Annotated in this window: 16 protein-coding genes; 12 read left to right on the forward strand and 4 right to left on the reverse strand. The window is 65.9% G+C overall.

The genetic code is table 11. The features are described from left to right. Positions 1-111 precede the first annotated feature (111 nt). The 8 genes from Q9Q40_05240 to Q9Q40_05275 all read left to right on the forward strand — a co-directional run bounded on the left by Q9Q40_05240 (position 112) and on the right by Q9Q40_05275 (position 16,935). The gene (locus tag Q9Q40_05240) at positions 112-1,299 is read left to right on the forward strand and encodes an aminopeptidase (protein ID MDQ7006614.1); all 1,188 of its coding nucleotides are present in this window, start codon (positions 112-114) and stop codon (positions 1,297-1,299) included. A 56-nt stretch (positions 1,300-1,355) separates the two neighbouring features. Then, the gene (locus tag Q9Q40_05245) at positions 1,356-3,455 is read left to right on the forward strand and encodes an oligopeptide transporter, OPT family (protein MDQ7006615.1); all 2,100 of its coding nucleotides are present in this window, start codon (positions 1,356-1,358) and stop codon (positions 3,453-3,455) included. 12 nt (positions 3,456-3,467) lie between these two features. Next, the gene (gene arfB, locus Q9Q40_05250) at positions 3,468-3,914 is read left to right on the forward strand and encodes an alternative ribosome rescue aminoacyl-tRNA hydrolase ArfB (protein MDQ7006616.1); all 447 of its coding nucleotides are present in this window, start codon (positions 3,468-3,470) and stop codon (positions 3,912-3,914) included. Positions 3,915-3,991: 77 nt separating this feature from the next. Next, a complete protein-coding gene (locus tag Q9Q40_05255; GenBank protein ID MDQ7006617.1) occupies positions 3,992-7,282 on the forward strand; it encodes a glycosyl hydrolase in 3,291 nt (1,096 codons plus the stop codon). A 439-nt stretch (positions 7,283-7,721) separates the two neighbouring features. Beyond that, positions 7,722-8,285, forward strand: coding sequence for a hypothetical protein (locus Q9Q40_05260; protein ID MDQ7006618.1), 564 nt, complete (start codon positions 7,722-7,724; stop codon positions 8,283-8,285). 152 nt (positions 8,286-8,437) lie between these two features. Continuing rightward, complete coding sequence (locus Q9Q40_05265; GenBank protein MDQ7006619.1) at positions 8,438-8,614, forward strand: hypothetical protein; 177 nt, start codon at positions 8,438-8,440, stop codon at positions 8,612-8,614. Positions 8,615-9,047: 433 nt separating this feature from the next. Continuing rightward, positions 9,048-12,824, forward strand: coding sequence for a S8 family serine peptidase (locus Q9Q40_05270; GenBank protein ID MDQ7006620.1), 3,777 nt, complete (start codon positions 9,048-9,050; stop codon positions 12,822-12,824). A gap of 145 nt (positions 12,825-12,969) precedes the next feature. Further along, positions 12,970-16,935 carry a S8 family serine peptidase gene (locus tag Q9Q40_05275; GenBank protein MDQ7006621.1) on the forward strand — a complete coding sequence of 1,322 codons (3,966 nt, stop codon included), beginning with the start codon at positions 12,970-12,972 and terminating at the stop codon, positions 16,933-16,935. Between the two features lie 126 nt (positions 16,936-17,061). Here Q9Q40_05275 and Q9Q40_05280 read toward each other — a convergent pair whose 3' ends face one another. The 4 genes from Q9Q40_05280 to Q9Q40_05295 all read right to left on the reverse strand — a co-directional run bounded on the left by Q9Q40_05280 (position 17,062) and on the right by Q9Q40_05295 (position 22,130). Further along, complete coding sequence (locus tag Q9Q40_05280; GenBank protein ID MDQ7006622.1) at positions 17,062-18,105, reverse strand: AI-2E family transporter; 1,044 nt, start codon at positions 18,103-18,105, stop codon at positions 17,062-17,064. Positions 18,106-18,473: 368 nt separating this feature from the next. After that, on the reverse strand, positions 18,474-20,273 hold the full coding sequence (gene lepA, locus Q9Q40_05285) for a translation elongation factor 4 (GenBank protein MDQ7006623.1): 1,800 nt from the start codon (positions 20,271-20,273) through the stop codon (positions 18,474-18,476). 141 nt (positions 20,274-20,414) lie between these two features. Next, positions 20,415-21,569 (reverse strand): hypothetical protein, encoded by a 1,155-nt coding sequence (locus tag Q9Q40_05290; GenBank protein ID MDQ7006624.1) that lies wholly within the window; start codon positions 21,567-21,569, stop codon positions 20,415-20,417. A gap of 24 nt (positions 21,570-21,593) precedes the next feature. Then, the gene (locus Q9Q40_05295; protein MDQ7006625.1) at positions 21,594-22,130 is read right to left on the reverse strand and encodes a type II secretion system protein; all 537 of its coding nucleotides are present in this window, start codon (positions 22,128-22,130) and stop codon (positions 21,594-21,596) included. A 144-nt stretch (positions 22,131-22,274) separates the two neighbouring features. Between Q9Q40_05295 and mutM the strand changes: the two genes are divergently transcribed. The 4 genes from mutM to Q9Q40_05315 all read left to right on the forward strand — a co-directional run bounded on the left by mutM (position 22,275) and on the right by Q9Q40_05315 (position 26,436). Beyond that, positions 22,275-23,129, forward strand: coding sequence for a bifunctional DNA-formamidopyrimidine glycosylase/DNA-(apurinic or apyrimidinic site) lyase (mutM, locus tag Q9Q40_05300; protein MDQ7006626.1), 855 nt, complete (start codon positions 22,275-22,277; stop codon positions 23,127-23,129). Positions 23,130-23,685: 556 nt separating this feature from the next. After that, positions 23,686-25,383: a hypothetical protein gene (locus tag Q9Q40_05305; GenBank protein MDQ7006627.1), complete on the forward strand. Its 1,698-nt coding sequence runs from the start codon at positions 23,686-23,688 to the stop codon at positions 25,381-25,383. A gap of 11 nt (positions 25,384-25,394) precedes the next feature. Next, positions 25,395-26,081, forward strand: coding sequence for a hypothetical protein (locus tag Q9Q40_05310; protein ID MDQ7006628.1), 687 nt, complete (start codon positions 25,395-25,397; stop codon positions 26,079-26,081). 121 nt (positions 26,082-26,202) lie between these two features. Further along, complete coding sequence (locus Q9Q40_05315; GenBank protein MDQ7006629.1) at positions 26,203-26,436, forward strand: HypC/HybG/HupF family hydrogenase formation chaperone; 234 nt, start codon at positions 26,203-26,205, stop codon at positions 26,434-26,436. Positions 26,437-26,455: the final 19 nt, after the last annotated feature.

The raw sequence follows: 26,455 nt of genomic DNA on the forward strand, positions 1-26,455 counted from the left end.
AGACCGCGGCGATGAGCCCCGCGCCCCCCCGGCCCCGCGCTTCCTTCCCGCGGGGTGGCTCGGTAGAATCCGGCTCCCCCCCCAACGCCTTTCTCCGCGGAGACTTCAGCCATGGACAGCGGCATCTCGAAAAAAGACCTGGAAACCTGGGCCGACTACCTTCTCGACCACTCCCTGGGAGGCATCCGCCCCGAAGACGTGGTGATGCTCAAGGGGGAGCCCATCACCTGGCCCCTGCTCTCGATCCTCCAGGACAAGGTCTTCGCCGCCGGAGCCGTCGCCGATCTGAACCTGGTGGCTCCGGACAACGACCGGGGCAAGGTCTGGGGCGCGTCCATCGCGCGCCATGGCACCATCGCGCAGATCGAGCGGGTCCCGGCCTGGCATCGCCAGCGCTACGAGGCGATGACCAAGTACCTCGAGGTCCTCGGCGCCGAATGCCCCGACCTTTTCACCGGATTGCCCGAAGAAACGGCCCAGGCGGTGATGCGGGTCGACGAACCGATCAAGGAGATCCGGCTGCTCAAGCCCTGGGTGATCACCCTCTACCCGACCCAGGCCTTCGCCGATCTCGAGGAGATGAGTCTCGAGGAGTACACCCGGGTGATCGTCTCCGCCTCCACCACCGACCCCCTGCAGCTCGAGCGTATCGAAGCGCCGCTGCACGAGTTGATGTCCCGCACCCGCACCATCCGGGTCGTCACCGCGCATCCCGACGGGAGGGAGCTGACCCTGCGACTCTCCATCGCCGGCCGCAACGTGATCAAGTGCACCGGCAAGCGCAACTTCCCCGACGGAGAGGTCTTCACCAGCCCCGACGCCCGCAGCGTGGAAGGCGAAATCTTCGTCGACATGCCTGTGTTCTACGGCGGAACGACGATTCGCGGTGTCTACCTGCGCTTCGTCGACGGCGTGATCCAGGAATACTCGGCCCTCGAAGGCGGCGACGCCCTGGCCAAGATCATCGAGACCGACGACGGCTCCCATCGCCTCGGTGAAATCGCCCTGGGTATGAACGCTGGCATCGAGAAGGTGCTGCGCCATCCGCTCTTCGTCGAGAAGGTGGGCGGCACCCTGCACATCGCCATCGGCGCGAGTTACCCCGAGTGCTTCGTCGACGACCCCGCCTCCGGGGAAGGCCGGCGGCGCTGCGACGAGCTGTACCGCGAGGGCCTGCTCAACCGCTCGGCCCAACACGTGGACATCGTCACCGACTTCCGGCCGGGAGGCGCGGGAAGAGCCGTGTACTTCGACGACACCCGCCTCGAGGTGCGTGACAGGATCTGGGTCGCCCCTTGACGGGCCGGACACGACAGAGATTGCAGTCGCAGGGAATCGAACCGGGAGAGACAGAAATGGAAGCCCAACAGGACAAGAGCAGCGTACTGCCAGAGAACGCCTTTCGTGAACTCAAGCCGGGCGAGGTCTACCAACCGATTGTACCCGCCGACATCTCGACGCCCGAAGTCACGCTGCGCTCGGTGCTGCTCGGCCTGGGTGCGGTGGTGCTCTTCACCTTCGCCGCGGCCTACATCGGGCTGAAGACGGGCAACGTGATCGAAACGTCGATTCCCATCGCGATCCTCGCGGTGGCCATCGGCAACACCCTGATGCGCATGATGACCGACCGGCGCAACACCCTGCTCGAAAACGTCATCATCCAGTCCCTGGGGCAGGCTTCGGGAGTGGTCGTCGCCGGGGCTATCTTCACCATCCCCGCCCTCTACATCAATCAGCTCAACCCGAACTTCCTGCAGATCTTCCTGTCCTGCCTGCTCGGCGGCTTCCTCGGCGTGGTGCTGCTGATCCCCCTCCGGCGTTACTTCTGTGTCGAACTCCACGGCCAACTCCCCTTCCCCGAGGCCACCGCCATCGTCAACGTCCTGGCCACCGGAGAAAAGGCGAAGGGATCGGCGGGCATCGTCCTCGGCCTGGCCTTCAGCCTGGGCTTCGTCTACGACCTTTTCGTGGAGTTCGTGCATCTCTGGAACGGCCACCTCAGCTCGCAGCACCTCTTCGGCCGCTTCGGCAGGGCCTTGGCGGAAAAGCGCTTCGAGCTGCGGCTCAACGCCACGGCGGTGTACTTCGGCCTGGGCTACATCATCGGTCCGCGCTACGCCGGCATCATCGCCGCCGGGTCGGTACTGTCCTACCTGGTGTTCGTACCGATGATCTTCTACGTCGGATCCGGCATGCAGCTCCCGGTGGCTCCGGAAACCAGTCGCCTGATCGCAGAAATGAATGCGGCAGACATCTGGGGCACTTACGCCCGCCCGGTGGGCATCGGCTGCATCGCCATCGCGGGGCTGATCGGCATCATCAAGATGGGCAAGATCATCCTCTCCTCGTTGACGCTGGCCTTCAAAGGCCTGGTGGGCAGCCACCCGATCGACGCGGCGCTGCGAACCGACCGGGACATCTCCCCCAAAAACACCTTTCTGATCCAGGTCGGTGCCGCCGTCGGCATGCTGTTGCTGTTCTGGTGGGTCAGCGGCTCGATCAAGTACGCCCTGATCGGCACGCTGATCACCTTTGTCCTGGCCTTTCTCTTCACCCCCGTCGCCGCCCGTGCGATCGCTATCGTGGGCGTCAACCCGGTGTCGGGCATGACCCTGATCACCCTGATCATCGCCTGCCTGGCCCTGGTGGCCGCGGGCCTCGGCGGAGACGCCCTGGGACAGACCATCGCCCTGATCATCGGTTGCGCGGTGTGCACGGCCCTGTCCACATCCGGAGCCTTCGTCTCCGACCTGAAGATCGGCTTCTGGACCGGCGCCAGCCCTTTTCAACAGCAGCGCTGGAAGTACCTGGGTATCGTGGTCGCCTCGCTCTGCGTAGGAGCGATCATCTGGGTGATGAATGACGCCTACGGTTTCCTTGTCGAGGAGGGCGGGCGCATGGTGCCCAATCCCGACATGCCGGCTCCCCAGGGCAACCTGATGGCCGCCATCGTCTCGGGCGTGATGGGTGGCAAGGAGCAGCCCCTGCTGCTCTACGCCCTGGGCGGCGTGATGGCGGTGCTGCTGGAAATGGCCTCGGTGCCGGCCCTGGCCTTCGGACTGGGCATGTACCTGCCCATCGAAATCAACATGGCCGTCTTCGCCGGTGCCGGCGTGGGAGCGATCATCTCCAACTCCGGAGGCAGCGAAAAGGTGCGCAAGGCCCGGGCCAAACAGGGCACGCTGATCGCTTCGGGCGTGATGGCGGGAGCGGCCATCGTCGGCACCGTGGGCGCATTCGGCAAGCTTCCCGTTCTGGGCCAGCCGATCAACCTCATCGACCTCGAGCACCTGGCCGAGGCCGGGCAGTGGACAGGCATGCTGGCCTACTTGGAGGGTTTCTGGGGCCAGGCGGTCAGCGTGCTCTTCTTCCTGATCCTCTCCTGGCTGTGCTATCGCCTGGCGGCCAAGGGTGCCGCCTGGCAGATGGCCGAGGATGCCGAGGACGGATCCTGACCGGTCGCCCCCATGGCTGACGCGGGGCCGGATCGGCTCGAAATCACCCCTGCGCTGAGCATCCCGCTGCGGGAGTTGGAAATCACCTTCGCCCGCAGCGGGGGCCCCGGCGGCCAACATGTGAACAAGGTCGAGACGCGGGTGATCGTTCGCTTTCCCGTCGCCGCCAGTCCCAGCCTCACGCCCCGGCAGAAGGCCCGCATCACCCACAAGCTCGCCACGCGGATCGACCGCCGGGGCGTGCTGCGCGTGACCTGCTCGCAGCACCGCAGTCGGCACGCCAACCGGCGGGAGGCTCTCGGGCGACTCGCCAAGCTGCTGGCCGGCGCCCTGCACCGGGATCCCCCCCGGCTGGCGTCGGCGATACCGCAAGCCCAGCGGCGGCGGCGCCTGGAAGATAAACGCCGCCTCGCCCGGCTCAAGCAAGCTCGGCGCAGACCCCGAAGCGACGAGAGCTGACGGCAGGACCGCCACCCCCGATTCGGCGGGTCCGGGAGACTCTGGTAATCTCTGCCGAGTTCTTCACGGAGATCACCATGCGCCGCTGCCTCTTCGTTCTGACCCTGTTTTGCCTCCTTTTCCCCGGCCACGCCCCGTCCATCGCATCCGCAAAAAAGGACGAAAGTCGACTCGACGCGTCGACCTTCGAGGGCCTCGAGCTGCGTGCCATCGGCCCGGCGCTGATGTCGGGACGCATCGCCGACATCGCCATCCATCCCGAACGCCAGAGCACCTGGTACGTGGCCGTCGGCTCCGGTGGGGTGTGGAAGACCACCAATCGCGGCACGACATGGACTCCCGTTTTCGACGGACAGACGGCCTACTCCATCGGCTGCGTGACCATCGACCCGAACGACCCCGACGTGATTTACGTGGGCACCGGCGAAAACGTAGGGGGCCGCCACGTGGGCTGGGGCGATGGCGTCTACCGCTCTCGCGACGGCGGGGAAAGCTGGGAGAAGCTCGGCCTCGAGAAAACCGAGCACATCTCCAGGATCATCGTCGATCCACGAGACTCGCGGGTGCTCTACGTTGCCGCCCAGGGCCCGCTGTGGGCGGAGGGCGGTCAACGCGGCCTGTACAAGAGCACCGATGGCGGCGCGAGCTTCGAGAAGATTCTCGGCGATGACCGGTGGACGGGAGTGACCGACCTGGTGGTCGATCCTCGTGACCCGGACCGGCTCTATGCCGCCACCTGGCAGCGGCAGCGCACCGTGGCGGCGTACATCAGCGGCGGGCCGGGGTCGGGCATCCACAAATCCACGGACGGGGGCACAACCTGGCGGCGGCTGAAGAAGGGTTTGCCCGAAAAAGACATGGGGAAAATCGGCCTGGCCATTTCCCCGCAGAACCCGGATGTGCTCTATGCCGTCATCGAACTCGAGCGCCGCACGGGGGGCTTTTTCCGGTCCGCCAATCGGGGCGAGAGCTGGACCAAGATGTCCGATGCCGTCGGGCGGGCCACCGGACCCCACTACTACAACGAGCTGGCCGCCTCGCCCCACGCCTTCGACCGGGTTTACCTGCTGGACGTCCGGGTGCAGGTCACCGAGGACGGCGGCCGGACCTTCCGCGAAATGAAAGAAGTCGCCAAGCACAGCGACAATCACGCCCTGGCCTTCGACCCCAACGATCCAGACTACCTGCTGGCGGGTACCGATGGCGGACTCTACGAAAGCTATGACCTGGAGCAGAGCTGGCGCTTCGTGGCCAACCTGCCCGTGACCCAGTTCTACAAGCTGGCCGTCGACGACGATTTGCCCTTCTACAACGTCTACGGCGGTACCCAGGACAACAATACCCAGGGCGGTCCCTCCCGCACCGACACGGTCAACGGCATTCGCAACGCGGACTGGTTCATCACGCTCTACGCCGACGGCCACCAGCCGGCGGTCGAGCCGGGCAACCCCGACATCGTCTACTCCGAGTGGCAGCAGGGAAACCTGGTCCGCTACGACCGAACCACCGGCGAGATCGTCTACATTCAACCTCAACCCGAACCGGGGGATCCCCCCGAGCGTTTCAACTGGGACGCACCGATCCTGATCAGCCCCCACGCACCCACGCGGCTGTACTACGGCAGCCAGAGGCTGTGGCGCTCCAATGATCGGGGCGATAGCTGGAAGCCTGTCAGCGGGGACCTGACTCGCAATGAAAATCGCCTCCTGTTACCCCTGATGGGGCGGCAGTGGAGCTGGGATTCGAGCTGGGACCTGGCGGCCATGTCCCATTACAACACCATCACCTCCATCGCGGAGTCACCCTTGGTCGAGGGTTTGCTCTACGTGGGCACCGACGACGGTCTGCTGGCGATCAGTGAAGATGGAGGGCAGCAGTGGCGGAGGATCGAGGTCGACGCGTTGCCCGGAGCGCCGGCCCGCGCCTTCGTCAACGACATCAAGGCCGATCTCCACGATCCCGACACGCTCTACGTGGCCCTCGATGCTCACAAGCAGGGTGACTTCACTCCTTACCTGTATCGCAGCACCGACCGCGGCAAGACCTGGCGTTCGATCGCCGGCGACCTGCCGGAAGATCACGTGGTCTGGCGCATCGTCCAGGATCACGTCAAGCCGGAACTGCTCTTCGCCGGCACCGAGTTTGGATTGTTCTTCACCATCGACGGCGGCGGGCGATGGATCGAGCTCACCGGACAGGTGCCGACGATCCCCTTCCGCGACCTGGCGATCCAGCGGCGTGAGAACGACCTGGTGGGGGCGACATTCGGTCGGGGTTTCTACGTCCTCGACGACTACACACCGCTACGGCAGGTCAACGAGACGATGCTGGCCGCGGAGGCGACGCTTTTTCCCGTTCGCAGGGCCTGGTGGTACATCCAGCGACGCCCCCTGGGGCAGAAGGGCCAGGCCTCCCAGGGCGCCTCCTACTTCACCGCCGAGAACCCGCCCTTCGGCGCAGTGTTCACCTACTACCTGGCCGAAGACCTCGTCTCCCGCACCGAGCAGCGGCAGAAGCGGGAGAAAGAACTGAAGAAGAAGGGCGCCGACACTCCCGTGCCTTCCTTCGACGAACTGGAAGCCGAACGCCGGGAAGAAGAGCCCCAGGTCTTGCTCGTGGTCCGTGACGTCGACGGTCAGGTGGTCCGTCGCCTGCAGGGAGAGACCAGCGCCGGTTTTCATCGCACGGCCTGGGACCTGCGCTTTCCCAATCGCCGGGCCCTGGGAGCCGGACGTCGCAACGGACCCGACGAGGAACCCAGGGGATTCCTCGCGGCGCCCGGCAGTTACACGGTCACGCTGGTCAAGCGCGTCGATGGCAAAGTCATCCCCCTCGCGGGTCCCGAGACCTTCGAGGTCGTGCGCATGCGCGAGGGTGTACTCCCCGGCAGCAGCCCGGAGCAGACCGTTGCCTTCCTCCAGCAGGCAGCAGAGCTTCAGCGAGCGGTCACTGGCGCGGGCCTCTCTCTGGCCGAGGCCTCGGGCCGCGTCGCGGCTCTGCGCGATGCCCTCGAGCGCTCTGCCATCGAGCCGGGCGGCGAGCTGGACATGGCGGTGCGCGATCTCCAGCAGCAGCTCCATCGGGTCCAGGAGGCGATGGGCGGCAACACCTCCCGGCGCAGCATCGGCGAGCCCATGGCACCATCGGTGATGCGGCGCCTCGACGTGGTGATCACCGGCAATCGCCTGTCGACCTACGGCCCCACGCCGACCCACCGCCGCAGCCTGGAGATCGCACTCGAGCAATTCGCCACCTTGCGCGAAAAGCTGCACCAGCTCATCGACGTGGCCTTGCCGGCCCTCGAGAAGCGCCTGGACGAAGCCGGCGTCCCCTGGACACCGGGACGCGAGGTGCCGAAAGCGCCCTGAACCCGGTTGCCACCGCCTTCTTCCCGGATCCACCTCCGACCGGTGCCGGGGCGAGCCAACATGGCAACAGCTCGCGGCGTTCGGACGGAAGCCGAGAATCCACCACGCTCCAGCGAGTTGGATTTCGTCCATTCCCAGCACGCCGCACTTCCCAACGGGGACCCCAAAACCCCTGCCCGAGGCCGGCAGGCGGCGAAAGCCATGCAAAATACAGGCTCTCGCTTCGAGTTGCGAACGGATCGGATCGACCAGCGATGTCTTTTCTACATGAGACCTTGACATGGGGGGGGGTATACATGTCCTGTCGATCGAGAGTGCGCCGACCGGGCCAGCGGACGAAAGCAGTGCCGTACCCCGGATCCAGGAAGCCTGGTCGGAAGAGGGGGCATCTCCGGAAAAGGTCCAGCAGCCGGTCTCGCCCATTCAAAAGGAGGCTTGAATGAGCGAAGTACCGACCCTCGTCTCGCCCCTCCTTCTCGCCGCTGGCTTCGGCGCCGGCATGGCGCGGGCGGACGGCGATGTCTGGGCAGGGGGCATCACCGTGACCGCCGTCGGCGGCAATCAATACGAGGTGTCCGTCAGCTATGGCGCGAGCTGGAGTTCGACCCAGGGGGAGTTCACCTACACGTTGCTGCTGACCCACAAGCGGAATGACCAGGTCCCGGGTACGCCGATCAACCTCGGGGAGACGATCCACCCCGCCGATGTCTGCGACGCCGTGTGCGGTGGTAGCTGCGGGACGGGCAAGTGCCACTACACGATCGGAAAGGACCCGACCCTCTACGAGGGCTCCTGCGGCTGGCTGAAGAAACTCTGTCCGGAGGAAGGCGAAGCCAAGCACACGCTCGATGGCTGTAGCTGCAATCGATCCGACGGCGGTGCGGCCAGCTCGAGTCTGCTGACCTTGATTGCCGGTAACACCTTGACCTTCAGTGTCACTCCCTCTCCCGGCTTCGACGAGACGAACCTGGACAACAACGTTCCGACGGTCACGATTCAGTAGCCGTCACGCCGTGGAGGAGACGATCATGACTCTCAAGAGAACTCTCGTACGGTCCGCGCTCCGATAGCTCAAGCAGCTGCGGAAATGGCTGCCACGTCCAGTCCCGTACAGGGTCGTGCTACGTCGGGGCCACGAAGGGCGAGTGCGAGACGATGATCGAGAACTGCGACAGCAAGGACGGATGGAGGAGTTGCCTGTGTAATCTCCCGTCGGGGAGAATCGATCTGCTGGATCTCCTCGCGGGTGACGTTTTCGAGCTGTCCGTGGAGCCCGTCGGCGCCAACGACATCGATACGGCGAACAACACCCTGAGACTCGCCTTCAACTGAGCGGCTGCGCTCGGCCCGGACGCCCCCTCACCGGGTTCAGGCCGAGGGGGCGCTGCCTTCTCTCTAGCCGGGCCGGCGACCGGATTTTCGCTGCGGCCAGGAGTTCTGGACGGACCCGGTAGTCCGGGTCCTCGCCGACGACTGCGGAGGCCATCTCGGAGAGGGTTTCCGGCTGATTCTCGGCAGTTTCCGCGCCGCACGGGAGAAGTGCATCAGCTGACCCCGCGGTTTCCGGTTCCCCGACAGCGTCGACTCGAGACAGCCCGGGGAACCCCTCTTCCTTACCCAGGCGCCCCTGGAGGAGCTCTTTTTTCCTTCCAGGAGCTGGGGGCGCGTCCTTCGCGGAGCGCGACCTGGTTCGCAAAATTGCGTTATAGTTCAGAGTTTTCGGGGCTTGCCCGCGGGGCGGCTCCACGGGAAGCCGGGATTGACCATGCTTCGCTGCGTTCCGAGAGAACTGGGGGCCGCCGCATCCCGGCTGGCGCTGATCACCCTGTGCGGGTGGAGCCTCCTGTGCGGGTGGAGCCTCGCATCGGCGGCACAGGTCGAGGTGCGGGTGCTCGAGAGTCAGGGTACCAGCCAGGTCCTGGTGCGCGTCGAGCGCGATGGAACCCCTGGCCCCTGGAGCGCGCTCGATCGCTTCCCCGGGCGGGCCGAGCCGGGCCCCGCCGGTGCCGATCCCCGAGGCCGGGCCCTGTTCGCCACCTGGACCCGCTCCGACGGCAGCCGCTACGACAGCTTCAGCCGCGACGGCGGCGGGCACTGGGCTCCGGCCCGGCTGCGCCGAGGCGGCGTCAGCCTGCGGGCTGGCGTCATCGTTCCCGGCGGGCCGGCTCCCCCGGCGCCCGCCGCCTGGCGCCTGCCGGCGGGTGGCCGGCTTTTCGTCGTGGCCCTCGCATCCCGCAGCCTGCCCGAGTTCCGCGCCGCCCTGGCCGAGGCCGGCGCCGAAATCCTGGCCACCGTTCCCCGGGATGGGCACCTGCTGCGCTGCGATCCTGCGCGCGTGGAGACAATCGCCACCCTTGAATTCGTGGAGGCGATCGTGCCCTTCCATCCTTGGTACCGCCTTTCCCGGGAGGTCCAGCGTTGGGTGCTCGAAGCTCCGCCGGACGACCGGCGCCCCCTGCGCCTGACGGTGGCCGGCTGGGGCCTCGAGGCCAAGACCCTTCTCGCCGAGCGGGCCCGCGCCCTGGGCGCGGAAGTCCTGGCCCTGGCCGAGAGCGGCAGAACCCTCGAGATCCTCGCCGACCGGGTGCAGCTCGAGGTCCTCGCCCGCAGCGACCGGCTGCTGTGGGTCGACCCCCAGACGCCGTCAGAGACCGACATGGACCTGCTGCGGGAAGATTCCGGCCGCGTGTGGATCGAGAACGACGCCGGCACCTGCGGGCAGGGGGTGCGGGGCGAGGTGCTCGACTCCGGCTTCGACGAGGCCCACCAGGATTTCGACGGAGTGATGCTCCACGGCCCCCACGACCTGATGAATCATGGCTCGAGCACCTACGGCATCGTCTTCAGCAACGGGAGACGGGATGGCGACGGCGACGCCCGGGCCGAAGGTCTGCTTTCCTGCGCCGAACAGGGAATCTTCGCCGACAAGGACGAACTGACCGACCGCTTCGCCCACACCCGGCAGCTTCTCGACTACCCCTATTACGCGTCGTTCCAGACCAACTCCTGGGGGCACACCCGGACCACGGCCTACACCAGTTACTCCCAGGAAATGGACGACATCGTCTGGCAGCTCGACCTGGCCATCACCCAGTCCCAGTCCAACTCGGGCACCCGCTCCAGCCGCCCGGAAGCCTGGGCCAAGAACGTGATATCGGTCGGCGCGATCAAGCACGGTAACAGTCTCGATCCGGCAGACGATTTCTGGGGCGGGGCGTCCTCGATCGGGCCCGCGGAAGACGGTCGCATCAAGCCGGACGTCTGCTACTGGGGCGATCACATCTACACCACCGTCACCGGGGGCTACCGACCCGATTTCAACGGCACGTCAGCGGCCACCCCGGCCGTTGCGGGCATCCTCGGCCTGCAGATCCAGATGTGGTCGGAGAATGTCTGGAACACCCATCCGGTGGGTGAGAACGTCTTCCAGCGCCGCCCCCATGCAGCCACCAGCAAGGCGCTGCTGATCAACAGCGCCCGCCAGTACCCTTTCACGGGAAGCGACCACGACCTGACCCGCACCCACCAGGGATGGGGCCGACCGGGAGTGCGCAGCGCCAAGGAGTCCGCCGCCCGCTCGATGGTGATCGACGAGAGCACGGCACTACAGGTGGGACAGAGCGCCTTCTACGACGTGGAAGTCATCGCCGGCGAGAGCGAGCTGAAGATCACGATGGTCTACACCGATCCCCCAGGTACGCTTTCGGCGGCCATGCACCGCATCAACGACCTGGATCTGCTGGTCACCGCACCGACGGGAGAGCTGTTCTACGGCAACCAGGGGTTGGACGTGGGCACGGCATCGGCTCCCGGCGGAACCCCCGACGATCTCAACACGGTAGAGAACGTCTTCGTTCCCTTCCCGGAAGCCGGACTCTGGCGCATCGAGGTGCGCGCGGTGGAGATCAACCAGGACGAGCACACGGCAACCCCGGAAGACGACGCGGTCTTCGCCCTGGTGGTCTCGGGAGCGACGGGCAGTGACGCCTGTGCCCCCGGCCCCGCCCCCACCGGCCTGACCGCCGCGGCGGCGGCCGACAACCAGGTCCAGCTCCGGTGGGACGCGACCAGCGACGGCATCGAATACCTGGTCTATCGCTCCCGCGAGAGTTGCAGCGCCGGTTTCGAACAGATCGCGGTGGTCCCCACGACCACGCACCTGGACGAACCGGTATCCGGCGGGGTGACCTATCACTACCAGGTGCGCTCGAAAAACGGCTGTGGCGGCGTTTCCGACGCTTCGGCCTGCGCCGACGCGACGCCCACGGGCTCTTGTGTCGATCCCCCGGCGTTCGACGGCTTGACGGAGGCTCGAGACCTCGGTCAGCAGACCTGCACCATCGAGCTGCGCTGGAACGCCGCTGCGCCTCGCTGCAGCAGCCAGGTGCGGTACAACATCTACCGCAGTACGGATCCGGCCTTCGTCCCCGACCCTTCCAACCGGATCGCCGCCTGCGTCGACGGCGCGAGCTGGAGTGACAGCAGTCTCGATGACGGGGTGGTCCACTACTGGGTGGTCCGCGCCGAAGATACGGGTGCCGCGGGCAGTGGCCCCTGCGGCGGCGTGGAAGACGGCAACCTGGTGCGCCGCTCCGCGGCAGCCAGCGGCCCGGACCTGGTGCTTTTCAGCGATGACTTCGAAACTCTTCAGCCCTGGATTCTCGAAGGGGAATGGGAGATCGGCCCGCCCCAGGGCCTTGGCGGGTCCCTGCTCGGCGGTCCGGATCCGGAAGTGGCCTGGGAAGGAAGCCGGGTCCTGGGTCTCGATCTCAGCGGCCTGGGAAGCTATGCGGGCAACTACGAACCGGACATCTCCGAGTGGGCCACCAGCCCGGCCTTCGATGCCTCGGGGCAGAACACCGTCAAGCTGCGCTTCTGGCGCTGGCTGGGGGTGGAGGAGAACAGCGCCGATCTGGCGCTGCTCGAGGCTTTCGACGGCAGCGCGTGGAACGAGATCTGGCGCAATCCCCACCTGACCCTGTCGGACAAGAACTGGGCTCTCGAGGTCTTCGACCTGAGCAGTGTTCTCGCGGGGGTCGCCGATGCCCGAGTGCGATTCGGCGTGATCAGCAGTTTCACGCGGAGCTTCTGCGGCTGGAACGTGGACAAGCTGGAGGTCTACTCGCCGACCACCTGCCAGGCCGGCTCCATCGCACCTCCACCGGTTCCCGACGGGCGTTTCGTTCCCGGCTCGCCGATGCTGGCCGCCCGGGGCATCGAGGCGGGATTCGTCGATCTCCAGTGGGATGTCACCAGCTGTCCGGGCAGTCGCTTCAATCTTTTCTACGGCGACTCGGACGATCTACCCCTCTACACGTATTTCGGTGCGTCCTGCGATCTCGACCTCTCGGGTGCGGATTCAAGGGCCCTGCCCGATCCCCCCCCGGGCAAGTTCACCTGGTGGCTGATCGCGGCGGCAGAGGGCGGCGTCGACGGCGCCCATGGATACCGCTCCGACGGCACGCTGCGCGACGCGGACGGACTGGGCCTGTGCAGCTTGGGCCGCCAGGACACGACGGCAAATTGCCAGGCCGGCCCCTGACCGGCCCCCGCCCCGGGAACTTTTCGGCCATCCATGGACTGAAGTCGCGTCCAGCGGAGAGATCCCCGGAAATCGAGCCTCCGGAGACACGCTTGCCTTGGCCCGGCATGTGGGTACATAAAGGGCAATCCTCTGGAGGTCCGAGATGTTCCACGCCCCCCGTCACCTGACCGTAGCTCTCGTTTTGTGCCTGCTCGCGGGCCTCGTTCCGTCGCCCTTCGCCGCCGAAGACGACTCGCCCAAGTGGCGTGGCGAGTTGGCCGAGGTGATCCGCAACGCGGCGCCCGGCGAACGGATCCCCGTCAGCATCATCCTCGGTGAACAACTCCATGGCGAGGCCCTCAGGGCCCACGCCGAAGGCATCAAGGATCCTGACCGGCGGCGGCGCATTCTCGCGGACGCGCTGAAAAACTTCGCCCGTCAGCATCAGGCCCGCCTGCGCCTGCGACTCGAACAAGCCGACCGGGCCGGCCAGGTGCGACGGCTGCGTTTCCTCTGGATCGGCAACATCGTGGCCGCCGATCTGCCCGTGGGCCTGATTCGTGAGATCACCGCCTATCCGGAAGTCGATCACCTCAATTGGGAACCCAAGCGGGACGTTTTCATCGGCCCCCGGATGACCCCTGAAATCCTTCCCGACAATCCCCTCACCCGCTACCGGGGCAACGCCGGCACGGACGAGATCGAATGCGGCGTGGACCTGATGCAGGCTCCGCGAGTCTGGAACGAGCTGGGCAACACTGGTGAGGGGGCCGTGATCGCGATGATCGACTCGGGGACTTGCTGGAGCCACTCAGACATCGAGAACCAGATCTGGGTCAACCCTGGAGAAGACCTCGACGGCGACGGGGTGGTGATGGACCCCGACGACCAGAACGGCATCGATGACGACGGTAACGGCTACGTCGACGACCTGATCGGTTACGACATCGGCAACGGCGACAACGATCCCAACGACGACGATTCACACGGCTCCCACACCTCCGGCACCGTGGCCGGAGACGGCACCGCCGGAACCCAGGCCGGCATGGCCCCCGATGCCCGGGTGATGATTCTTCGGGTGGGCTTGCAGTTCTCCGACGAACCTGATGTGTGGGAGGCCATGCAATACGCCGCCGACAACGGCGCCGACGCGATCTCCATGAGTCTCGGCTGGCCTCACGACCAGAACCCCGACCGCGCCACTTGGCGTACCAACTGCGAGAACACCATCGACCTCGGAACCGCGATGGTCATCGCCGCCGGCAACGAAGGCTCCGGAAACGAACCGGACAATATCCGGACGCCGGGCGACGTGCCCCGGGTGATCACCGTCGGCGCCACCAACTGCAGCGATCAGGCGGCTTCCTTCTCCAGCCGTGGACCGGTCACCTGGCAGGACGTACCGCCTTACAACGACTACCCCTACCCGCCGGGCCTGATCAAGCCGGACGTGGCGGCCCCGGGCGTGGACACCAAGTCGCACAACCTCTGCAGCGGTTATTCGATCAAATCCGGTACTTCCATGGCCACCCCCCACGTGGCCGGTGCCGTGGCCCTGATGAAGAGTTCGAACCCCGGCCTGACCCACGACGACCTCAAGGCGATCCTCGAGGACACGTCCATCGACCTCGGTGAGCCGGGCAAGGACAACACCTATGGTTCAGGCCGCGTCGATGCCTACGAGGCGGTGCTGCAGAGTGCTTCGTCCGATGGAAGAATCAGCATCCGGGAAACCGCCACAGCGTGCAGCGACGTGCTCCACATCACCCTCTCGGACACGGACCTCAAAGGCACCGGTACCCACGTCGTCGAGGTCACCTCCGAAACAGAACCCAACGGAGAAAGCGTGACTCTCACCGAGACTTCCGCCACCTCTGGAGTGTTCAAGGGTGAGATCAGCACCGATCCGGGCCCGCCGACCACCGACGGCCTGATCCAGGTCGCCGACGGGGACACGGTCGTGGTGACCTACATCGACGCGGACGACGGCCAGGGAGGCACCAACGTGGAGAAGACCGACACCTCCGCCGTCGATTGCCGGGGACCGGTGATCAGCGCTGTGGAAACGACGGACATCGACAACACGTCGGCTACCATCCGCTGGACCACCGATGAGCAGTCGGACAGCCTCGTGCGCTACGACACGACGCGGCCCCCGGGCCTGGAGGCCGGCGACAGCGCCCGGGTCACCCAGCACGCCGTCCCCTTGACCGGCCTCGCGGAGTGCACGGTCTACTATTACGACGTGACCAGCGCCGACAGCCTGGCCAACTCCACAACCGATGACAACAACGGTCAGTACTATCGCTTCGAAACCTACGGTGACTTCGCGGATATTGGCATCGCACCCTGCCATCAGGGGCAGATCACCCTCGATCAGTCGATCTACGCCTGCTCCGACACGGTCACGGTTTCGGTCACCGATCTCGACTTGAACACCGACTCCGGTCTCGTCGAGACCGTCTCGGTCAAGGTATCGAGCTCCGCCGAGCCCGACGGCGAGTGGATCGTCCTCACCGAGGAGAACGCCAACAGTGCCCGCTTCGTCGGCTCGATCGACATGGCTCCCGGCGCGGCGATCGCGGGCGATGGTCTGCTGCAGGCCGGTGACGGCAACCTGGTCACCGCCACCTACCATGACGCCGACGACGGCACGGGCTCGCCGGCGACCACCTCGCGTACCTCCACCACGGACTGCGCGGCGCCGGTCGGCAGCGGCGTGGCCATCTCTCGCCTGGCCCACAGCTGGGCCGAAATCTCCTGGACCACGGACGAGCCCTCCACGACCCGTCTCGAGTACGGACCCGACGCCCAGTTGGGCAACCTTGTCGAAGACAGTGCCCTGAGTACGAGTCATACGGTCTTCATCGACGGCTTCGATGCCTGTCAGACCGTCTTCTTCAGGGTGGGAGGCACGGACGCGTACGGGAACGACCTGCAACTCGACACGGGCAACGGTCCCTTCCACTTCAGCACCATGGAAGTCCCCGGCCTCTATTTCTACGAGGGCTTCGAGCAAGGGGTCGGCGAGTGGATCCTCGGCACCGAATGGGAAATCGCGTCTCCTGCGGGCAAGGGCGGCAGCCGCGGCAACCCCGACCCCGGCGCCGCGTTCGTCGGCGCCTCGGTGCTCGGCCTGGATCTCTCGGGAACCGGATCCTACGCGGGCGACTACGAACCGAACGCCCACTCCGCCGCCGCCTCGGGACGCATCCTCTGCAGCAACTGCCAGAACACGGAGTTGATTTTCCGCCGTTACCTCAACGTCCAGAGTTCGGACAACGCGGAACTGGCCGTCATCAGCAACGGCAAGGACGTCGTCTGGAACAACGGCGGAGCGACGATCACCGAAAACGGCTGGACCGAACAACGCTATGACATCAGCGCCTTCGCCGACGGAAAACCCTTTATCCAGCTTCGCTTCTCCATCGATGCCGACGGCTCCGCGCAGTACAGCGGCTGGAATGTGGACGAGTTGATCGTCAAGGACGGCTCCCTGGCCGACTACACGGCCTGCGGCGACTGCGGGGCGGCCCCCTCGGGCCGGGGCTTGAATGCCGCGGAAGATGTCGATGCCTGCGGAACGGCGGGCATCCGGGTCGAGTGGGAAGCCGCGACCTCGTGGGGCACGGGCACTTCGGGCACCTATGCCCTCTACCGCGGCACGACCCCGGATTTCGTACCGGACAGCGGCACCCTGGTCGCCGCGGGCCTGACCGACACGTTCTACCAGGACGACAACGCTCCGGTGGACACCACCGTGTGGTACCTGGTGCGCGCGGAGAACGACGAAACCTGTTCATCGGGCCCCAACAACGGCGGGCTTCTGGACGACAACGACAACCGGCTGTCGGCGATCGATACCACCTCCCGACCGGCCGCCGGCTCCCCCGCCGATTCCCTGCGGGTCGCGAAGGTCAACGACGCCCATGCCCGCCTGAGCTGGCAACCGACTCCCGACACGGCCCACTTCATCGTCCGCCGGTCGGAATCGCCGGACATGGCCGGCGCGCTGGACCTGGGACAGACCCCCGAAACCTGGATCGAAGACCGGGATGCCCTGACCAACGCGAAGCACTTCTTCTACAAGGTGGTGGCGGTCAATCCCTGCGGCCAGGAAACGCCCTGAGCCGCGCACGGCACGGCCGACCGCCGGGCGCACCTTCTTCCAGCGAGGCCTGGAAGGGGTGCGTTCTCCGCGGTCGGGAAAGCGAGGGAACTCCCGGTGCCGCCCGAGGCGGGCCGCCGTGTCCCTTCAGGAAGCGTCGGGAGGCTGGGCGTCGAGCAACACGCCGGCCCAGCGAAAATCGCCGCTGTTCTCGAGGGCGATCTTGACGATCATCGTCAGGGGCACCGAAAGCAACATCCCCAGGGGCCCCCAGACCCAGCCCCAGAAGACCATCGAGAGGAAGACGACGAGAGTCGACAGGCCCAGCCGGCGGCCCATGAAGTAGGGCTCGACCACGTTGCCCAGAAGCATGTTCACCACGGTGTAGATCACCGCCACGGCGATGGCCCGGCCGACACCGTACTGGACGACGGCCAGCAGCACCGTGGGCAGGGCCGCGAGCACCGAGCCGAGCTGCGGAATGTAGTTGAGCATGAAGGCCAGGAGTCCCCAGAGCAGGGGGAAGTCGATTCCCAGCAGCCAGAGGCTCAGCCCCACGATCACGCCGGTAGCCATGCTGATGATGGTCTTGATCACCAGGTAGCGCTGAATCTCGACCCGGATCCGGGAATACCAGCCGTGCTCCTCCCTCCCGTTACCGAAGGCGGCACGCAGCTTGCCTGGCAGAACCGCCGCCTCGAAGAGAATGAAGACCATCAAAAGCAGGATCAGGACCGTCTTGGAAAGCAGGGAAGTGGCGATGCGAAACAGGTCTCCGGCCATCTTGATCACGATGCCCGGGTTGATCATCTCGGTGGTGACCTCCCGCGGGATTTCGATCCCGCGGGCCTGGAGCCAGGTGGTCAGGGAATCGACGATGACCTGCAGACGCTGCTGGTAGCGCGGCGCCGCCTCCGAGAAACCCGTGACCGAGCCGCCGACGAGGGTAACCATCCCCGTGAGCACGAGGAGCACCGACAAAAAGGTGAGCATCACCGCCAGCGCCCGTGGAACCCGCCGGCTCTGCAACCAGTTCAGCAGGGGAAGACTGAGGACCGCGAGAAAGACGGAGACGAGCAGGGGCTGAAGCAGCGTCGCCGCCGCCTTGAGACCCGCGACGACGACCACGACCCCGGCCAGGGTCAGCAAGACCCTCAGCCCTGCCCCACTCTGACGTTGGCTTGTCTCCATGACCGGTCCGTCTCCGGTGAGCGGTGCCGCGGCCTGCCGCCGCGCCGCCTCGGACGGCAGGCAGCATAACAGCCCCCCGGCCACGGGGAAACAGCCTCAGCCGGGTGGCGGCAGGGGATCGGGTCCATTGGTCGCGGTGCGGCCGCGAGCACACGGCCCCGGGGCGCGCTCCCTCGTCGGGTTCTCCATGGTGCCTCTTTCCTCGGCGCGCGAAGACGGGCTCGAGACTGCAAGCCGGCACCGTGCCGGTTCACCGAACCCAAGGGTGGAGCGCAAGAGAGCCGGCCGGTGTCGAAAAGCGGCGTTTCGCCCGGCAACTCCACCGCCGGCCGGCGCGGAGGATTCCCCGCGACGCAGCAGGGGAGGCGTCAGTCTTCGAGTTTCAGCACCGCCAGGAAGGCCTCCTGGGGGACATGGACCTGGCCGACCTGCTTCATGCGCTTCTTTCCTTCTTTCTGCTTTTCGAGGAGTTTGCGCTTGCGGCTGACGTCACCACCGTAACACTTGGCCAGAACGTTCTTGCGCAGGGCCTTGACGTTGGTGCGGGAGATCACCCGGGAACCCACCGCCGCCTGGATCGCCACCTCGAACTGCTGGCGGGGAATCAACTCTTTGAGCTTGGAGGCCAACTTCTGACCCCGGCGATAGGTCTCGTCCGCATGCATGATCACGGAGAGGGCATCGACGCTCTGTCCATTGACCAGCAGATCCAGCTTGACCAGGTTCGACCGACGCCAACCGATCAACTCGTAGTCGTAACTCGCGTAGCCCCGGCTGGCCGACTTGAGGCGGTCGTAGAAGTCTGTGACCACTTCGGCAAGGGGCAACTCGTATTCCAGCAACACTCTGCCCGGCCCCACGTAGCGCAGTTCACGCTGCTCGCCGCGACGTTCCTCGAGCAGCTTCAGCAGCGGGCCAACGTAGTCCTGGGGGGTGAGAATCGTGGCCTTGATGAACGGCTCTTCGATCCACTCGTATTCCTGGACCGGCGGCAACTTGGCCGGCGAGTGGATCTCCAGGTACTCGCCGTTCTTGAGCTTGACCTTGTAGGGGACCCCCGGTGCGGTGGTCACCAGGTCCAGGTCGAACTCTCTTTCCAGCCGGGACTGGATGATCTCCATGTGCAGCAACCCCAGGAAGCCGCAGCGGAACCCGAACCCCAGGGCGTCGGAGACTTCGGGCTCGAACTCGAAAGAGGAGTCGTTGAGCCGCAGCTTGTCGAGAGCGTCGCGCAATGTCGTGTAGTCGGCGGGATCGGAGGGGTAGAGCCCCGAGAAGACGAGAGGCTTGATCTCCTGAAACCCCGGAAAGGCCACGGCGGTCGGCCGAAGCGCCTCGGTGATCGTATCGCCGATCTTGACCTCGTGGACCTGCTTGATGCCGGCGACCACCCAGCCCACCTCACCCACGGAGAGGGCATCGCAGGACTCCTGCTTGGGGGAGAAGATCCCCAACGCTTCGACCTGGTACTCGCCCCTGGTCGCCATCAGCAGGATCCGCTGGCCGGGGGTGATCGTCCCGTCGATCACCCGGATCAGCATGTAGGCCCCACGGTAGCTGTCGTACCAGGAGTCGAAGATCATCGCTTTGAGGGGCGCCTCGGGATCACCCTGGGGAGCCGGCATGCGCTCGACGATGGCCTCGAGGATCTCCTCGATACCCTGGCCGCTTTTCGCCGAGGCCAGCAAAGCCTCTTCGGCCGGCAAACCGATGATTTCCTCCACCTGTTCGAGCACACGGTCGGGTTCGGCGGAGGGCAGATCGATCTTGTTGACCACGGTCACGATCTGCAGGTCGTTCTCCACCGCCAGGTAAGCGTTGGCCAGCGTCTGGGCCTCGACCCCCTGGGCGGCATCGACGATCAAAAGCGCTCCCTCGCAGGCCGCCAGGGAGCGGGAAACCTCGTAGCTGAAATCCACGTGACCGGGGGTGTCGATCAGGTTGAGCCGATACTCCTGACCGTCCCGGGCCCGGTAAGGCAGGGTCACGGCGTGGGACTTGATCGTGATACCACGCTCTCGTTCGAGGTCCATCGAGTCGAGGGCCTGTTCGACCAGGTCTCGCTTGGCCACGGCCCCGGTCAGCTCGAGCAGCCGGTCGGACAGGGTTGTCTTCCCGTGATCGATGTGGGCAATGATGCTGAAATTACGGATCTTCTCGGAAATCATCGTCGGGCCGGCCGCGCTCCAGAGACCCGGGTCCGAAAAACCCGGGTAGTCGGCGAATTATAAGGAAAGCAGCCGGCTTTGCGAACGCCGAGGCTCGCCGGGCCAGGCCCCCGGCGTCGAAAAGACTCCGGCGACGGACGGCTAGCTGTCGGTCTGCCCCGGCGGGAAGATCGTCACCCCCTTCTCGCGCAACCACTCGGCCACCCTGCGTCCATCACTGGTGGTGAACACCACCCCCGTGTAGCCCTTCGATTCCGCCACCCGCGAGGCGGCGGAGATGGCGAAGTTACGCTGAGCCGGGCCGAGACGATCCCACTGGGCGGCATCGAGGGTCACGAAGAGGCTCGGCGGCCGAACCAGAATCTCGCGGACCTCGGTGACGGTGCGGAAATCGCCGAGGCCCAGGCGTTCAATCCGGGGCTTCTGCATCATCGGCCAGAACACGAGCACGGCCCAGGCCGCGGCCAGGGTGAGCAGGACGGCCGTGTAGAGGCGCACCTTGCCCGTCTCTACCGTGCCGCCGATCGGGGCCGAGTGAATCACCGCCTGGGAGCCGAAGGCCTCGCTTCGAGGACGGCGGCGGCGGCGTTTTTTCTTGGGCTCGGGGAGGATCGCGTCACCGGGCACGGCGAGGAACTCCTGGGCCAGTTCCTCGGCTTCGGCCTTTTCGTCGTCATCGAGCACATCCCGCAAGGCATCCGTGACGCTCTTGAGGCGATTCCGAAGCTGGGAGAGCCGCTTGGCCGGCGCCATCTCCCCCGAGACCACCATGCGGTCGATGACCTTCTGGAGTTCGCGCCCCACCGCCTTGCCCACCGCCTCGGTCAGCACGACCTCCCGCCGGAGTCCGGGCGGAACCGTGGCCCCCGATGCCCCCACCTGACGCAACTGGTCCACAAGCACCAGGCAGCGGGCCTGCACGGCAATCGCGTCGGCCACGCGCAACACCCAGCCCTGCTCTCCGGCCCCGCCCTTCTCGAGAACGAGCAGGCAGGTCTCGCGCTCCCACCGGGTGATGTGCAGGCTGTCTTCGCCGATGCGAAGCTGGCTGGGGGTTTCGAGGTCCCGGTGCGCGGCCAGCAGCTGCTGGAGCTTTCCCAGAAACGGCTCGAGGGCCGCCACGCGGCGCGGGTCGAGGGGAGGCTCGACAGCCTGGGTCGACTCGTCCTCGCCCGCGGCAGTTTCCGCGCTTTCCGTGAACTCCTCCGAGGCGGCGGAGTCGAGAGCCGGGGACCCCCCGGTGACGTCTTGCTCTTCTCGCGGGGCTTCAACAGGTTCAGGGGCCAGAACGCTCACTTGATGGACCTCGTCGGGGGGGGATCAGAGGTTCTTCTGAACACCGTTTTCGTAGGCGAAGACGCCGTCGAGATAGGTTCCTCCGGACAAGGGAGCATTGTCGGAGTCGCAGATCAGGAACCGAATGCTCTGGTCCTTGCTCAAGGTCATCTCGAGCCAGAACTCCTGGTTCTGCCCCTGGTCGTCGGGAGACCCGTAGGCATCGGCTTGCTCACCAAGCAGCCGCGCCCCCAGGTTGCCGACGTAGTAGCGGTTGCGGCGCAGGGGTTCGAAGGTGTCCAGCTCGAAGGCATCGGCGCCCGCCGTGCTGGGATACTGGCTCCTGTCCAGGTAATAGTTCTTGAACGCGGTGTGGATCGTCCGACCCTCGGAGACCACGGCCTTCAATTCCGACTGCACGATGGCTCGCTGAAGCAACGGAATGGCGATCGCGCTGAGGACACCGATGATCCCGGTGACCATCAGCAGCTCGAGCAGGGTGAAACCGCGTTCCCGCGGCCCGGCGCTTTTCCCGGAGGCCGTCTTGCTTCGAGATGCGGCCCGGTGGCCGTCACAGATCATCTTCGCCAGACTCCAAGCTCCCCAGTTTCAAGTTAGGTAGCCGGGGCGGGAAGGTCAACGCTTCCTCGAGCTTTTCGTTTTTCCTTGCCGGCCCGGGCGGGGTTGCTCAGACTGAGGCCCGGTTCGTTACGGAGACTCCCGGTCATGCCCGAACTTCCCGAGGTGGAAACAGTGGTCCGCCAGCTCAGGCCACAGGTCACCGGACGCCACCTGAAGCGTTTGCAGGTGTTCGATCCGCGCCTGAAACCCGGCCGGGCACCCCGCCTGCCCGGCAGCCGCATCCACCGCGTCCTGCGGGTGGGCAAGCAAGTGCTCTTCGAAGTGGGGCGAAAACAGCCCGAGAAAGCGCCGGGGCGGGCTTTTCTCGCCTGCCACCTGCGAATGACCGGGCGCCTGATCTGGAAGCCGAAGCGGGACGACCGGGGGCCTCATCTCCGGGCTACCCTGGTCCTCGAAGACGGCGTCGTGGACTTCATCGATCCCAGGCGATTCGGCACCCTGCGCTGGCTGCGCCGCATCGAGGAGGCCGAGCCGGGGGGCATCGATCCACTCTCGCCGGCCTTCACCGCGCCGGTCCTCCGGCGACTTCTCGCAGGCAGCCGGCAGGAACTCAAGGTCTGGCTGCTACGCCAGGACCGCCTCGCGGGCCTGGGCAACATCTATGCCTGCGAAATCCTCCACCGGGCGGGCCTGGCCCCCCGCCGAGCGGCCGGCCGGCTCTCCGCGGCGGAGATCCAGCGCCTTTTCGGGGCCATCGGGGAGATCCTCGACGCGGCGATCGAAAAGTGCGGAACGACTTTCTCGGACTTTCAGGACGCCCGGGGTGAGCAGGGGGACTACCAGGCGATGCTCGAAGTCTACGGCCGTGAAGGCGAAGGTTGCCGACGCTGTCGGCGCGGCAAGATCCGGAGAATCGTCCAGCAGCAGCGAAGCACCTTCTTCTGCCCCGTATGCCAGAACCGGCGACACCGACGGGCAGGCCCCGGGAAAGCCGGGTAGGAGGTCGGCGGAAGATCCTCAGAAGAAGACCCCCGGAAGAAGACTCTCGGAAGCAAATTCGCGGAAGCAAATTCTTGGGGAAAAAAACAGGAAGGCCGGACGATTCCGCCCGGCCCGAGAAACGAGAAGCTCTAGCGTGCTCTCTTTGCCCTGCTTGCCTGCCCTCCCTAGAAGCAATCGGGATGCCAAGACTCACCGAAATGACAAACTCATCTCTTTCAACAGGATAGAAAGATCCCGGGAAGCGGCCGGAGCTGAATCTTCTCAATCTGCGAGTGCCAGGAGCGGGGTGCTTCTCAATCTGAGAAGCCGGGGGGCCCTCTTCCGCGGATGCAAGCGCCTTCCAGCAACAGGCTTCGAACAGGATCACACGGATACGATAAATTTCAAGATCTGTCGGATTGTACCCGGAATCATGACTTTTTTTCTTACAACTTGACGCCATCAGCGTATCTTTCCGGGCACTGGACCTCGGGCGCGGGCCCGGCCCCCAAAGCCCCCTGTGCTGTGCGCAACGAGGCCTGTTTCCAACAAGTTGGGGAAGGGGAACAAAACCATGAAAAAGAAACTCGCACTCTGCTGCGTCCTGCTGGTCGGGAGTTCCTGGATCCTGGCCGGCTCCTTCCACCCCGGCGGCGACCGCCTTGTGGTCGACCCGGGAGGCGGCGAGCGGACGACACCCGCTGTCGACACCACGCCACCCGACGCCGTCACCAAGCTCACCACGGCCTCCGGTGACATGCAGGTGGCGCTGGAGTGGGCGACGCCCGGTGATAGCGACTACGCCGGCACGCTGGTCCTGCGCCACGAAGGATCACCTGTACCGGACTCGCCGGTGGACGGCACGACCTACGGGGTCGGCGACGCCGTAGGCGCCAGCGTCGTGGCCTGCGTGACCACCTCGTCAGCCCTCGAATGCACCGACAACACGGTCACCAACGACCTGGCCTATTACTTCTCGGCTTTTGCTTTCGACACCGCCCGCAACTACGCCAGCGGTACCGAGACCGTCGGTCACCCTCGCTCCGCGGCGGAGGTCAAGTGGGCCTTCACCACCAGCGCGTCCAGCCTGGCTCCCGTCGGCGTGGTCCCCCTGCAGCACGTGGTGGGTATCGGCAACGATCAACTGCTGCACCGCTTCAGGGCCAGTGACGGCATCCGCGGGTCGTGGTCGTCTCCCCTCGTCGGAGGAGCGGTCCAGGATCGCCCGATGGTCGGCGATCTGGACGCCGGCCCGGCGATGGACCTGACCGCGTTCCTCACCGCCCAGGACGGGCGGGTCTACCGCTACGCCCTCGACGACGGAACCGCCACCTTCGAAGGAAGCGCCGACGCGGTCACGGATGCCGGCTGCACCAGCGGCATTCTCCAGGCCGGGCCGGTGATCATGGTGGACGCCTTCGACTCCAATGCCAACAACGATGACGACGCGGTGATCGTCGTCACCCGCTGCGGCGCCACCGACAACAAGGTCCTGCTCTACTCCCACGACCTGGCCACGCTCCACGACAGTTACGATGGTGGGGTCGATGGGCTGGGCATCGCCAACGCATCACCGCTGGTGATCTACCGCGACACGGCCAACAACATCGTCTTCGTACCCGTCCGATCAGACGGTGGAGAATCGGTGGTCGCCCTGGAAGTCAAGTCCGGACCCGCCTTCGACTCGCCGCCTTACGGAACGATCACCGGCATCGGCGACATCGACGCCCGACCCGCCATGGTCCGACGCAACACGGATCGTTTCATCATCTTCGGCAACACTCTCGGCGAGCTCTATCTCTACAGCGCAACGGTGCGTGACGGATCCTCCCTCCGGCAGCTCGATACCTTGACCACGACCACCGGGGACGGCCCCGTCAAGGGTATCGCCGTCAGTACCGGCGCTCGTCAGCCCAACGGCTTCTACGAGAACTGGGTGCTATGGACCACCGACACGACCGTGCACGGGATCCAGATCGGCGGCGATGGACGCTTCAAGGACTCGAGCTACTGGTCGATCAGCCTCGGCGGCCCCTCCCGACCCCTGGTTCTGCGCTGGGTCGGTGGCACTTCCAACACTTTGGCCTACGTGGGCTCCACGGACGGCTACCTCTACGAACTCGACGCTTCCAACGGTAACACGGTCCGCACCTTCCTCGTGGAAACGGGCAAGACCGTGGGAGATCCCAGTTTCGACTACAACGACGGTACCCAGCAAGGCCTTGTCGTGGGTACTTCCAGCGGCGCGTTCTACCGCGTCAACCTGGACTGAGGGAGGGATCCATGAAGATGCCGACAACGACCACCCCCCGCATGGCGCGCTGCAGCGCCCTGATCGCCCTCCTGGCCCTGGCGGCGCCGCTGGCCCTGGCGGAACTTCCCGGCCGCAGCATGCTGCGGCGGACGCCCCGCGCTTCACTGATGGCCGCGTCTCCGGCCGATGCCGCCCCCCTGACCGGCGTGCTGGTCACCGACATCGACCCCGCGAAAGTAGCGGCCGGCGAGGGGGTGAGTCTGCACCCCGGCTGGAACGGCCCCTTCCACGCCCACCAGACCCTGGCGGTCTGGGTGGTCACGGTGATGGACCGCCGGAGTCTCGGCTCTGACGGCCTGGACGTGGTCACGCGCTTCATTCTGCCTGACGGCAGCCTCTACCAGACCATGACGACCCCGGTGGACCCGAACGCCGCGCCAGGCGGCATGGTCGAGCGGCCGGATCTCTCCCCCGTTCCCGTGAAGGTCGTCAGGCCGATGCCCTTCGGCCTGTTCGGACCCCACATCGGTGACGGCGGTTTCAGCCTCGATCCGCAGGAACTGCGGATGAGCACGTTCACCTCCGTGATGCTCCCCGTCAGCGGAACCTGGATCACCCGCCACAACCTCTACGGCGACTGGACCGTGGAGGTGCGCCTGGTGCGTGACGGCAAGGAGATCGGGCGTACCCGCAGGGTTTTCTACATCGGGCTCTGAACCCCCGAACCCCGCCGAAAGCGCCCCGCGCCGGCGCCACTTCGTGGCCCTGGCGCGGGGTTCTTTCGTGCCCCGGGGTATACTCGTCGCACCCGACGGGCATCAAGCCGGAGTGTTGCCGATGTGCCTTGCCGTACCGATGCGCCTGATCGAAGTCGACGGTGAACGCGGAGTCGCCGCCCTGGGTGAAGTGCGCCAGGCGGTCAACCTCTCCCTGGTCGAATGTCCCCGGATCGGCGAGTACGTCATCGTTCACGCCGGTTTCGCCATCGAAAAGCTGGACGTCGAAGAGGCCGATGAACGCCTGGCCTATTTCGACGAGATCGCCGCGAAAGCGGAAGAGGAACCCCGCTAGTTCGAACCACCAGGCCGGA

It is taken from the genome of Acidobacteriota bacterium (assembly GCA_030949985.1).
In the GTDB taxonomy this organism is placed as follows: Bacteria; Acidobacteriota; Polarisedimenticolia; order J045; family J045; genus JALTMS01.